The 13,193-nt window shown below is 40.8% G+C and carries 9 protein-coding genes and 1 tRNA gene; 5 read left to right on the forward strand and 5 right to left on the reverse strand.

All coding sequences use genetic code 11. The annotated features are described in order from the left end of the window. Positions 1–85: 85 nt before the first annotated feature. Positions 86–925: a transcriptional repressor LexA gene (gene lexA, locus HKX40_RS02690; RefSeq protein ID WP_171588011.1), complete on the forward strand. Its 840-nt coding sequence runs from the start codon at positions 86–88 to the stop codon at positions 923–925. Positions 926–1,085: 160 nt separating this feature from the next. Next, the gene (locus HKX40_RS02695) at positions 1,086–2,258 is read left to right on the forward strand and encodes a porin (RefSeq protein ID WP_171588012.1); all 1,173 of its coding nucleotides are present in this window, start codon (positions 1,086–1,088) and stop codon (positions 2,256–2,258) included. Positions 2,259–2,360: 102 nt separating this feature from the next. On the opposite strand, the gene HKX40_RS02700 is transcribed toward HKX40_RS02695, so the two are convergent. The 3 genes from HKX40_RS02700 to HKX40_RS02710 all read right to left on the reverse strand — a co-directional run bounded on the left by HKX40_RS02700 (position 2,361) and on the right by HKX40_RS02710 (position 6,869). Next, positions 2,361–4,967: a TRAP transporter permease gene (locus HKX40_RS02700; protein WP_171588013.1), complete on the reverse strand. Its 2,607-nt coding sequence runs from the start codon at positions 4,965–4,967 to the stop codon at positions 2,361–2,363. Between the two features lie 106 nt (positions 4,968–5,073). Continuing rightward, the gene (locus HKX40_RS02705; protein ID WP_171588014.1) at positions 5,074–6,054 is read right to left on the reverse strand and encodes a TAXI family TRAP transporter solute-binding subunit; all 981 of its coding nucleotides are present in this window, start codon (positions 6,052–6,054) and stop codon (positions 5,074–5,076) included. 239 nt (positions 6,055–6,293) lie between these two features. Beyond that, entirely contained in the window at positions 6,294–6,869 is a 576-nt protein-coding gene (locus HKX40_RS02710; protein ID WP_171588015.1) for a transglycosylase SLT domain-containing protein, read from the reverse strand. 109 nt (positions 6,870–6,978) lie between these two features. Here HKX40_RS02710 and HKX40_RS02715 point away from each other — a divergent pair, with 109 nt between their 5' ends. Continuing rightward, the gene (locus HKX40_RS02715) at positions 6,979–8,133 is read left to right on the forward strand and encodes an AI-2E family transporter (RefSeq protein WP_171588016.1); all 1,155 of its coding nucleotides are present in this window, start codon (positions 6,979–6,981) and stop codon (positions 8,131–8,133) included. Positions 8,134–8,326: 193 nt separating this feature from the next. Here the strand turns inward: HKX40_RS02715 and HKX40_RS02720 are convergent, their stop codons facing one another. Together HKX40_RS02720 and HKX40_RS02725 are read right to left on the reverse strand one after the other, a co-directional pair. Beyond that, the gene (locus HKX40_RS02720) at positions 8,327–10,336 is read right to left on the reverse strand and encodes an LTA synthase family protein (protein WP_171588017.1); all 2,010 of its coding nucleotides are present in this window, start codon (positions 10,334–10,336) and stop codon (positions 8,327–8,329) included. 294 nt (positions 10,337–10,630) lie between these two features. Beyond that, positions 10,631–10,715, reverse strand: a tRNA-Leu gene (locus HKX40_RS02725). 386 nt (positions 10,716–11,101) lie between these two features. Here HKX40_RS02725 and dapC point away from each other — a divergent pair. After that, a complete protein-coding gene (dapC, locus tag HKX40_RS02730; RefSeq protein WP_171588018.1) occupies positions 11,102–12,298 on the forward strand; it encodes a succinyldiaminopimelate transaminase in 1,197 nt (398 codons plus the stop codon). Positions 12,299–12,350: 52 nt separating this feature from the next. Further along, positions 12,351–13,172 carry a 2,3,4,5-tetrahydropyridine-2,6-dicarboxylate N-succinyltransferase gene (gene dapD, locus HKX40_RS02735; RefSeq protein WP_171588019.1) on the forward strand — a complete coding sequence of 274 codons (822 nt, stop codon included), beginning with the start codon at positions 12,351–12,353 and terminating at the stop codon, positions 13,170–13,172. Positions 13,173–13,193 lie beyond the last annotated feature (21 nt).

Consider the following 13,193-nt stretch of genomic DNA (forward strand, 5'->3'; position numbering starts at 1 on the left):
GCTTAAAGAGCAATTTGCATATTTTTCTTGCAAAATTGCTGAAACCCTGTAAAATAGACTGTATATCTATACAGTCTATTTTGTTATGAGCACAAAACTTACCTCTCGCCAACTTGAAGTCCTCACAATGATTAAGAATACCATTGAGCAGACAGGTATTCCACCCACTCGGGTAGAGATTGCTGCAGCTTTGGGTTTTCGCTCCCCTAATGCAGCAGAGGATCATATCAAGGCTCTCACTCGAAAAGGAGCTATTACAGTAACTCCAGGGTCTTCTCGTGGTATTAAACTGAATCATGAAACTATTGCAGAGTATTTTCCCCATGTAACAACTCCCACCGACCACAACACAAGTACGATTGATGGTGCTTCTCACCATGCTCTCTCACCTACTTTACAATCCCCCTCTTCTCTGGGAGCTACCTCTGTTCATGCATCTACATCTCACTCTACACTCACACAAGTTGCTAAATCGGTCTCTCGCCGTACTTCTGAGGTGACTCAACAAATCACCAATAACATTCGTGATTTGCGTTTAAGCCTGCCTGTCGTCGGCCGTGTTGCTGCGGGTATTCCTATCAATGCCATTGAACAGCATGAGACAACCCTACAACTTGATCCAGCCCTATTTGCAAGCACCCCTGATTACTTACTCCGAGTGAAAGGTGAAAGCATGAAAGATGTAGGGATTCTTGATGGTGATTTGCTTGCTGTTAAAAAGACAACCTCTGTGCGTAATGGTCAAATCGTTATTGCCCGCATTGAAGATGATGTTACCGTCAAACGTTTTCATCGCCAGGGTAATGTCATTACTCTATTTCCAGAAAATGCGGACTTTAAACCTATTATCGTTGATAATTCTCAACATTTTGAAATCGAGGGTATTGCTGTAGGACTTATCCGTCCTGACACGATGTGGCATTAATATCACAAGGATTTTGTCACAGCCTATAGAAAAAGCAAAATTAGTGTCATATCTGCAACATTTTGTCATTCTGACGAAGAATTCCTTAGAATAAAATTGATAATAATTCTCATTTGTTAGATAATACCTCTGATTTTTAGACAACTTTTGAAGGATTATCATGAAAAAGGCTCTCTTAGTTGGTGCTATTCTTTCTGCTTTTGCTGCTCAAGCACATGCTGAAAGCTCTGTAACACTTTATGGTGTGGTTGATGGTGCATATAGTTATCGTCACGACTCAATGAAAGTTGAAACTAATGGTTCAACAGTCAGCAAAACAAAAACTCGCAACCTAGGTCTTCAAAACGGTATTGCTGAGGGCAGTAGCTTCTGGGGATTAAGAGGTTCTGAAGATTTAGGCAATGGTACTAGTGCAATCTTCACATTAGAAAGCGAATTCAACACTAATGATGGTACTTCTGCTGAGTCAGGTAAATTATTCAACAAGTTTGCATATGTTGGTTTGACCGGTGATTCTTGGGGTACTTTCACTATTGGTAACCAAAAGAACGTAGCAGACGAATTCATGCCTGAGGCAGATCCTTTTGGCACTAACTTCGATTTTGCTGGTGCACCAAGCTCTTTTGGTGATAGCCTTAGCTCACAAATGGAAAGCTCTGTTAAATATATGAGCCCAGACTTCAGTGGGTTCCAATTCGGTCTTGCTGTTGCCCATAATCGCAAGAAAACTAGCTACTATAATCCTGGCTCTTATACTTATGCAAAAGAGGGTGGCACTGCTATCAGTCTAGGCCTTAAATATAGTACTGATAAATTATTCTTAGGTGCTGTATATGATACAGCCAAAGAATATGCGGATGATTCTACTCGTGTTCACTCTTGGGCTGTTGGTGCCAGCTATGACTTTGATGTTGTAAAAGCCTATGCTGCTTTTGGTCAACAACGTAATGGCATGATGGGTGAGATTTTTGGTCTACCAGCTACCAATGAAGACGATGAAGCATACCCTTGGAATAGCAAAGGCTATCGTCAAAACTCTTGGTTAGTAGGTCTTAGCGCTCCTGTAGGCGATGCTGGTACTGTGATGTTCTCTTACCAAGGAGCTCATGCTAAAAATAATAAAACTGAGTATATGGGTTTGAATACTCCAATCAAAACAACTAACCATATTTTTAGCTTAGGTTATACTTATGATTTATCTAAACGCACATCAGTCTATGGTGTGGCGTCTTATGGTACTAGTAAAACTAAACTTTACGGCGATGGTCATTTGTTAGCAACAACTAAAACCAAAACCACTTTTGTTGCTCTTGGCTTGAAGCATGCTTTCTAATTAAAGACTGCGGCTAAGTAATTTCTCCGTAACACCAAGCCCCTATTATAGATTTCTATAATAGGGGTTTTCTTATTCACCAAGATTTTATGCCAAAGTCACTTAATTAATTTCTCCTTTTCTACGCATACGACGACCTTGGATTAACCAGACTGCCCCAATTAATATGAATCCAGGAATGAATATCCATTCATCACTAGGGCGGTCAGGATTAGGAACCATAACATCGGCAACATCCCAGCCTTGTTCCCAACTAGCACGTGCTGCTTGGCTACCAAAACGGACATTTGCCACTTGCACCATATCCCCTAATTTCATAAAGGTGAGTCCAGCAAGACGTAGACGTTCTTTACCTATTTGTTCGTCTGTTTTACCCTGTATTGCTTCCTCAGCCAGTGCAGGTAAATTCACAGCAACTAACTTTGTCAAATCACGTCCTTCCAGATTCATCCCTTTAATTTCAGCCACAAAACGACCATCTTCTGGCAAATGAGCTGCCACTGCATAAAGTTCAGTCACAGGACGAGGCACATATTCTGGATACATACGATTCATGTACCAGTCAGGGCGGAATAACATGAATGAAGCCACTAGCAATACCAACGCCTCAACCCATGTACACTTGGTCCGGAACCAACGTAATGACGCCGCAGCAAAGACCATAGATGCTACCGTAGCTCCAAACACCACAGCAATCAAATGCCACCAAGTATTAACACCAATTAATAATAAAATTGGATTAAATACAAAAATAAAGGGTAGTACAGCAGTACGAAGAGCGTAAGTAACCCCCTGGATACCTGTTTTCAAAGGATCTTCACCCGAAATGGCTGCCGCAGCAAAAGTCGCCAACCCTACAGGAGGCGTAATATCCGCCATAATCCCAAAGTAGAAAACAAAGAAGTGAACGGCAATGAGCGGAATAATCAACCCACTCTGTGCTCCTAGTTCTACCACAACAGGTGCCATGAGGGTTGCCATCAAGATGTAGTTTGCTGTAGTTGGCATACCCAAACCAAGAACCAAGCATACCGCAGCCGTAAAGAACAGCATGACCAGCACATTACCCATAGAGATAAACTCTACAAATGCTGTCATGCGTAAACCCAATCCAGTTAAGGTAATCGCCCCTACAATAAGACCTGCTGTACCGCAAGCAATAGCGATACCGATCATATTACGAGCCCCCTCTTCTAGGCCTTGGATCATCTCACCAAACCCTCGTTTAAATTCAGGAGCTAGGCTCTGTCCACGGAACCAAGCAATGATAGGACGTTGCGTAACTAGTAAAAATAGCAATGCCAATACCGAATAAAACGCCGATAAACCAGCAGATAGCATTTCAACGCTCAAGCACCACACCAAAATCCCAATAGGAATTAAAAAATACAGGCCTGATCGCACAGTTGGCCAAACTTCAGGTTTAATAGGGTTTGTAATATTTATGTCTGTAGGTAAATCAGGATATTTGGCAGAAATTTTAAGCAAAGCAATATAAAGAACCAAGAGCAATGCTAATAAAATCCAAATTGCAGTATCACCTGCAAAAGCCTGTACGCCAATACCAATATAGTACAGTGCCGCCATCACCAGCAACGTGCCAGAAATACCCATGCCCCAACCAGCAATTTTCTGAATTAACGTTTTAGGTACACCAGCTGACATCATCGGTTGAATGCCAAGTTTCAATGCTTCTAAATGCACAATATAAAACAAGGCAATATAAGAAATAGATGCTGGTAGAATCGCATTACGAATAATCTCGGTATAAGGAATACCCACATACTCAATCATTAAGAATGCAGCAGCCCCCATTACTGGTGGCATAATTTGACCATTAACTGAAGAAGCTGTCTCAATCGCCCCTGCACGGATACCACCATAACCCGATTTTTTCATCAAAGGAATAGTGAAAATACCACCAGTTACCACGTTGGCTACAGATGATGCTGATACTAACCCATTCACCGCTGATGATACTACTGCCACTTTAGCTGGACCACCTCGCAGATGCCCCAACATAGCAAAGGATACCTGCATCATGTAGTTACCAGCACCACAACGATCCAGCAACGACCCTAGCAGCACAAAAATAAAAATGTATGAGACTGATACACCCAGTGCCACTCCATAAGTTCCTTCTGTTGTCAGCCACATATGGGAAACCAGGCGTTCAACAGACGCTCCACGGTGAGAAATTACATCAGGGAGATAAGGACCAAGGAAAATATACGCAAGGGAAACCAATCCCAATATCGTCATTGGTAAACCTAATGAGCGGCGAGTGATTTCAAGCAAAAGCAAAATACCTGCCACACCAGCTACTATATCCAATGTGGTTGGAATACCAGGACGTAGCGAAAGTTCTTTATAAAAAAGAAATAAATATGCACCGCACAGGCCTGCTAAAATCGCCAAAATCCAATCATAAATTGGCATTTTTTCTGATTGATTTTTAAACATAGGATAAGCAAGATACCCTAAAAACATCGCTAACCCTAGGTGAATAGCACGCGATTCAGTATCATTAAAAATCCCGATGTTTAAATCAAATGGAATAGGTGAAGCAATCCACAGTTGAAATAAAGACCAAAGCAAAGCCCCCACGGCTAGCACACCACCAGTAAGACCGCCTACTTTACGCCCACCCCGATCCACATCTGCAACGAGTTTCTCTAATTCTGCAATTTTATCTGCATCTGTTACCATAAAGGTTTCCTTATAACAAACGAAGCGGACACCTCTGCCCGCTCCTGTAAAAAAGAGAACGGCATTATGCCATAAATAGCATAATGCCAGTGAGAAAACCTACCAATTACTTGATTAGGCCAACCTCTTTATAGTATTTTTCTGCACCAGGATGTAATGGAGCAGATAGACCGTTTTTCACCATCTCTTCTTTCTTAAGGTGAGCTAGAGCAGGATGAAGTTTCTTGAAGTCTTCAAAGTTTTCAAATACAGACTTCACAATTTGATAAACAACATCATCTGGAGTCTTGGTAGAAGCAACCACTGTCGCTAATACACCATAAGTAGGCGTATCATCAGGGTTGTTTTGATATAAGCCACCAGGGATAACTACCTTAGCATAGTAAGGATATTTTGCCACAACCTTATCAACAGCTTCGCCAGTAAATGGCATTAACTTAGCTCCGCAAGTAGTTGTAGGATCTTGGATATTAGCAGATGGGTGACCTACTCCAAAGATAAACCCGTCAATCTTGCCGTCACATAGAGCGGTACCATGCTCGTCTGAACGCAATTCAGATGCTAAACCAAAGAAAGACAAATCCAAACCACGCTCAGCAAGGTATTGCTCAAGCGATGCACGAGAACCAGAACCTGGGTTACCTACGTTAAAGCGTTTACCCTTAAGATCATCAAAGCCCTTAATATTTGCTTCCTTACGTGTAACGATAGTTAGAGGTTCTGGATGCAATGAGAAAACAGAGCGTAATTCTTTAAAAGCACCTGCATCTTTAAAGTTTTCAAGACCATTATATGCATTATAAGCAACGTCAGACTGGGCAAAACCTAAATCCAACTCACCTGCACGGATAGTGTTAACGTTAAACACAGAGGCACCTGTAGATTCTACAGAGCAACGGATACCATGAGCAGCACGGTCTTTATTTACAATACGGCAGATAGCACCACCTGCAGCATAATACACACCTGTCACTCCGCCAGTACCAATACTCACAAATTGTTGAGCTGCACTAGCACTTGGAGCGACAAAAGCAGAAGCCATCGCCAAAGCACCAACAGCTAAAGAAATTCTTTTCATTAGTTTCATATAAAACTCCCTAGACTAAGTAGTAATCAAAGACAAGGTGACAGCAATATGCTGCACATATCAAAATAATAGCATATACACTTTATAATAAAACACTAGTTTGGCAAAGCAGGGATTTCCCCACTATTTTTTCATTGTCCTTGTGGTAATACGGCAGTTATAGTACCAAGAGAAAGCATAATTTGCACTGTTTTAGGGCATGTGTATTAATGTTCACTGGCCGTCGGTACAGTGATAAACTATCGGCACCCTACATACTGGGCACCATACTGTTCAGCTCTCGCCTTTACTTTGAGAGCGACATTTTTTAACCAAGACTTACTAGAGTAGGTTCCTCGCTGAAAGCCGTACCAACCTTCGTGATAATTTAAATATTGGTTATAAGCATCCCATTTGGAGGTACCATTAATTTGACGTGCTTTATCCATATACCAAGCCACGAAATCTGCCGCATCAGCAAAGTTATCACGGCTAGCAAAAGTACTACCGGCCTGCGATTTATATTCTCCCCACACTTCATCTTTGGCTTGAGGATAACCATAGGCTGAACTTACACGCCCCCATGGAATTACCCACAACAGGTGATCCTTAGGTGGCTTGGCATCATGCTTAAAACGAGACTCCTGGTAAATAATAGACAAGACAATCTGCGGAGGTGCTCCCCAGCGAGAACGCGCTTTTTCCAAAGCATCCTTCCAGCCAGATTTTTCACTCAAAATATCACACATATTTTCCATGTTGGAAGGTGGTGTTGTGTTAGAGGCACAAGCACTTAACAAACCAGTCAGCACAAGCAAAGCAAGTCTTTTTGTCATTTTATCCACTTTTGAACCTTATCGAAGTTTCTCTCTCATTTCTTGTAGACATAAAGCACTAACATTGTATAATGAACTAACAATAAATCAACCCTTTACCGACTTTATTATGCAAAATAAAAACCGCGTTTTCTACGCTTTCTACATCGGTTTTCTATTACTAATCACGGCAGGCTTTCTCTATCTACTAAAGCCTTTTTTCACGGCCATTTTCTGGAGCGTGATTTTTGCTGTGCTATTTAGACCTGTATACCGTTTTCTTCTCAAAAAGATTCCTAACTATCGGAACACATCTGCAATAATCACATTACTATGTGCCATTCTTATTGCGATTATTCCCATTAGCTTGATTATAGGTACAGCAACTAAAGAGGTTGTAACACTATATGGACGAATTCAATCCGGAGAACTTGATTTAGGGCTTTATGCTGACCATGTTTTCCAAAATCTCCCTGCTGTAGTCAAAGATATTCTTGAACGCTACCAAATTACCAGTGTCCTTGGCTTGCGTGAAAAGTTGCTTGTTGTCTTTAATAACGCTAGTCGCTTATTAGCCAATGAATTGGTAAGCCTCAGCCAAAACACCTTCTCGTTCATTGTCTCTATGGGTATTATGTTATACCTGCTATTTTTCTTATTAAGAGATGGAACAACTATTCAAGCCAACTTTAAACGCTTAATCCCCTTGAGTAACACCCATAAAGTACACCTGTTTGAGAAATTTATTACGGTGGTACGCGCGACTATCAAAGGCAGTATGTTAGTGGCTATGGTGCAAGGTGCATTAGGGGGCTTTATTTTTGCACTACTGGGTATTCAAGGTGCGATGCTATGGGGCATTATCATGATGTTCTTATCGCTCCTACCTGCGGTCGGCTCTGCTGTATTATGGTTCCCTGTTGCTGTGTATTTCCTTGTGTCTGGTAATTACTGGGAAGGTGGTATTCTTATCGCTTATGGGATTGGTGTCATTGGCCTAGCAGATAATCTACTACGCCCTGCTCTTGTCGGAAAAGATACCAAGTTACCCGACTACATTATCCTTGTATCCACTTTAGGTGGCATTATGGCTTTTGGGATTAATGGCTTTGTTGTCGGCCCCCTACTCGCTGCGTTATTTTTCACTTTCTGGGATGAATTACCTAATGCGATAGGTTTACTTGACAGTAACAAGTCAGACTCTCCCGCAGCTGCTGATACGGCGGATAACAAGGCATACACTGCCACCAAGCCCAATACACCAAGCACAGACCAACATAAATAATCTGGCTTAATCCTCTTTATACTGGTACTTTCACATTGTTGACAGTACCAGTAGGCTCCCCTTGCTCAATATTTTCCCACCCAAGAGCAATATGCTCTTTACTTAACAAAAGCAAGACTGACTTGCATTACAATTAGAGGCCTCTAGTTTATGAGTCTTCTTCGTTTTAGATAGACGAGCCATCTTGCAATAATCAAGGGGCCCATTGGTTATCACGCAATAGTTTATCTGCATATTGCAATTTCAGTTTAAGTCCTTCAAGCTCTTGTTTTGATACTTCATCCAAAGCATCACTTTGACTTTGGATTCCTTGCTCATTAAAAAAAGCCCATTGTTTTGAATTCACAAACCCCAGCATATCGCCCTGATATAAATAAGCATAAGATTGCGAAGAAGCATCAAATAATGAATGTCCAAAAGCAGAAACCTGGTTATTAAATCCCAATAAGTCCATCATACTAGGTAACAAATCATACTGAGAGGCTATCACTTGATGACGCATAGGAGGTAGACTTCCATCTGGTGCATAAATTAACAAGGGAATACGAAAGTCTTTGTTAGAAATAAGAGCTCCCTCTTTTTCAGCGACATCCTTATTATCAACCTTTGTATTTAAGGTATGATCAGCACTAAGAATGAAAATAGTATCTTTATACCAAGGTTCATTTTCAATGCGTTTAAAAAACTGCTCCAATGCCCAGTCACTATAGCGTAAGCTATTCAAATAACCTGACTCTGTACGATCGTTATGGGGATATAGCTCAAACTCCTTGGGCAATTTAGGAAATGGCTCATGGGTGGTTCCCGTAAAAATGAAAGCAAAAAATGGTTTTTTTCCCTCTTTTGCTGTTAAAGAAGCTGCAGCACTTGCTTCCGCTGGTGATGAAACAACTTCTGAAACTTGCTGAGTAGTTGCTTTAGCATCCTCTCCAGAGTCCTTTTGTATTAATTTTTCCGCTAAAAACTGTAATCCCTCATAATCCCAACCAAACCTAGGTTGTTCTTGAGGGTACTCTCTTAGCAAAGGAATATCCTCTTGTCCATAGTACTCTTTAAACCCCAATGCACTGGCAATATTTTCCATTTGGAAAGAGCGACGTTTTGAGGTCTGCATCATCAACGTACGATAATGATGTTGGTCTGCAATTTGTGCAATACGAGACATATGCTTAATCTCTAGACCAAAACCTATGGTAGGTTGACTAGGTAAAGCAGGAGTTGCAGTTAGGGCTGCTTGGATACCAATAATACTACGTTGCCCTGCTGCATAATAATTTTCCCATACTTGAGACTTTTGCATTAATTGATCGAAAAACGGGGTTACTTTATAGGAGGTTCCGCTTAATCCATCAATATAGCGACTCGTCCAGCTTTCTAGAAGAATAAAAACGATATTTTTATTGGAGGGAATTGCCTGTTTTTTCTGCCAGGCAAATATCTGAGGGTTATGTTGAGCAAATGATTGTAGTGCCTCCTCATTGACCAAATGCAAAGGGCGTTGTTTGAGGTGATTCATGCTTTCTCTAAAAGAAAGATAAGCCGGATTCAGACTTAAATTGGCTTGTTGTGGTGTGGCCTGATTAGCAAATGCATCGGCTACGTTAATGGGACGCCCACTGAAAACAAAACCACGGATCCCTAATACAATAATAGCAATGGTAAACAAGCATCCAAGCACGCCAACAAAAAAATTACGTACAGGATACAATACCTGACTGCGCATAGGTCGGATGACAAAACCATACCAAATCAAAAATAGCACAGCTAAAATAAGCACACCTTGTATGGTAGCATCTAAGCGAGAAGTAGCAGCAATGCCAGCTATAGCACCAAGATCCGAGGTGATATTTAGGATTTCTGCTCCAATATGTCGTTTTACTTCTCCGAAATAGCTACTATCAATTAAGCTATAAGCATAAAGGATAAAAAGCACAATACCGCTTAACCATACCAATGTTGGTCTTAACCAAGAGGATTGTAGTCGCTGAATAGGAATACTCAATAAAAGCAAAAATAATCCCAGTATTGAAAATAGTATTGCGCTATCAAACTGGATTCCCTTTAGTAAAGACATCCATAATAATGAAGGGAAAAATCCTGAGAAATAATCAAGGTAACTCAACCATAACTGTAAGCGACAAACAGCAAAGCCAAATAAACCAAAAACGACTATACGAAAGGGGATATTAAGTAGACTCACCATGGCGACGTACAATGCCTCTTAATAAAGTTTATTAAGTAGCATTCTCCAAAAAAAGATTAACGCAGATTGCGAAAATCTATAAAAGAAAGATACTAGTTAACTTGTCCAAGTCACTAGTTGCAGTAAAACAGTACAAATTTTCCGTATCAGTTTATTTAAATAAATTAACTCCACTGGAGTTAATTAATAATATTATGACTTAGTTAGGTCTATTGACCTTTTTGATTATCAAAAAATCGTACAAAAATACATATGAAAAAGCCCTTGGTCTATGACCAAGGGCCTTAAGCTATCTGGTGCGAGCGAAGAGACTCGAACTCTTACACCTCACGGCGCTGGAACCTAAATCCAGTGCGTCTACCAATTCCGCCACGCTCGCTTCAAGAATATAACTATAACCTTTATTAAGACTTTAGGCAAGTCTTTATATTAAAAAAAACCTTTTGTCATTGCTAATGTTGTAAAAAAGATACTTTAATGACTTTTCTTCATACGCAGCACCTTAAACACCCCCTTGACAAACCGTCTAGTAATATAGAATCCAACAAATCCCCCCTTGACCCCTATATGAAATTTAGTTTTAGTAACAAGAACTGTTTCCAAAAAACCATAATAGATTAACTAAATACTCAACCAATATTTCTCGGTAGAGCTGTTTCATTGTGAGTTGACTTTACACATACTGACACAATACTCACTCAAATCCCCTGTAAAAAATAGTTTAAAATAGTCCGAACACTTAATGATTTTTTTGTTGTTTAAACTATGAATCCTCGTTTAGATTTACTTAAACCCTATCCTTTTGAGCGTTTGCGTGCATTATTGGCAGATGCAACTCCTTCCTCTGAATATCCTACCCATATTAATCTCTCTATAGGTGAGCCTAAACACGACACACCTGAGATTATTAAGCAAGCTATCAACGCCAATCTTGCTGGTCTGTCTAACTATCCAGCCACCAAAGGCGACTTTGAGTTACGCGAAGCTATTTCACATTGGATTGCTCGTCGTTATGATATTCCCGCTCCTAATCCAGATACAGAAATATTACCTTGCTTAGGTTCTCGTGAAGCCCTCTTTTCTTTTGCTCAAACTATATTAGATGGAAATCCTGACAGTATCGTCGTTTGTCCGAATCCGTTTTATCAGATTTATGAGGGAGCAGCTTATCTCGGTGGTGCTACACCTTACTTTGTCAATTCTGATCCAGCTCGTAACTTTGCTCCAGATTGGGAAAGCGTACCAGAAGAAGTATGGAAAAAAACACAGCTACTTTATATCTGTTCACCAGGCAATCCTGCGGGCAACGTTACCCCTATTGAAGAATGGCGCTACCTTTTTGAATTAAGCGATAAGTATGGATTTGTCATTGCTTCTGATGAATGTTATTCCGAGATTTATTTTGAGGAAAAACCATTGGGTGTACTACAAGCTGCACGTTTTTGTGGAATGAATGACTATAAAAATATGGTATGTTTTTCTAGTCTTTCCAAACGTTCTAACGTCCCTGGCATGCGCTCTGGTTTTGTCGCAGGTGACGCTAATCTATTGGCTAAATTTCTACGCTATCGTACCTATCATGGTAGTGCAATGAGTTCAGTCATTAGTGCCGCTAGTATCGTGGCATGGAATGATGAGCAACACGTAGAACAAAATCGTGCCTTGTATCAAGAAAAATTCCAGAAAGTATTTCCTATTCTATCCTCTGTGCTTGATGTGAAGATGCCCGATGCTTCTTTCTACCTCTGGGCTGGCACCCCCGTAGCAGATACACAGTTTAGCAAAGCACTTTTTGAGCAAGCCAACGTAACACTCTTACCTGGTAGTTATCTCAGTCGCCCTGGTTCACTAGATGGCACAAATCCGGGCTTTAAACGGGTGCGAATTGCACTTGTTGCACCAGTAGAACAATGTGTTGAGGGAGCTGAGCGCATTGCAGAGTTTATAAGGAAGAATTATTAGTTAAAAGATTCATGCTAAAATCAATAACTTTTACGCTACCTGAGAGAATACAATGACACAACAACTTCAAACTATCTTAGAACAAGCATGGGAAGACCGTGCTAATATTTCTATTACCAACGCTTCTGCTGAATTAAAAGAGGCTGTTAACACGGCTATTGCTGGTTTAGACGCAGGTACTTTGCGTGTTGCTGAGAAAATCAATGGCGAATGGCATACACACCAATGGTTGAAAAAAGCGGTTTTACTCTCATTCCGTCTTAATGACAATGCTGTCATGAACGATGCCCCTATGCAATTTTTTGATAAAGTACCTCTTAAATTCCAAGACTATACAACTGAGGACTTTCGCAATGGTGGTTTCCGTGTAGTGCCGCCTGCTGTCGCTCGTCGTGGCTGCTATATTGGTAAAAATGTTGTACTTATGCCCTCTTACGTTAATATTGGTGCCTATGTTGGCGATGGTACTATGGTCGATACCTGGGCAACAGTAGGTTCTTGTGCTCAAATTGGTAAAAATGTACACCTTTCTGGTGGAGTGGGTATCGGAGGAGTATTAGAGCCACTACAAGCCAATCCTACCATTATTGAAGATAATTGCTTTATCGGTGCTCGCTCTGAAATCGTAGAAGGGGTAATCGTTGAAGAGAACTCTGTCCTTGCTATGGGCGTTTATCTATCTCAAAGCACCAAGATTTATAACCGTGAAACAGGCGAAATCACTTATGGTCGTATTCCCTCTGGCTCTGTTGTAGTACCAGGCTCATTACCAAGTGCAGATGGTTCTCATAGCCTTGCCTGCGCCGTTATTGTAAAACGTGTCGATGCACAAACTCGCTCTAAAACAAGTATCAACGACCTATTGCGTGCATAATTAATCATTGTTATTACAAGT

It is taken from the genome of Pelistega europaea, assembly GCF_013133775.1.
Classification (GTDB): domain Bacteria; phylum Pseudomonadota; class Gammaproteobacteria; order Burkholderiales; family Burkholderiaceae_B; genus Taylorella; species Taylorella europaea.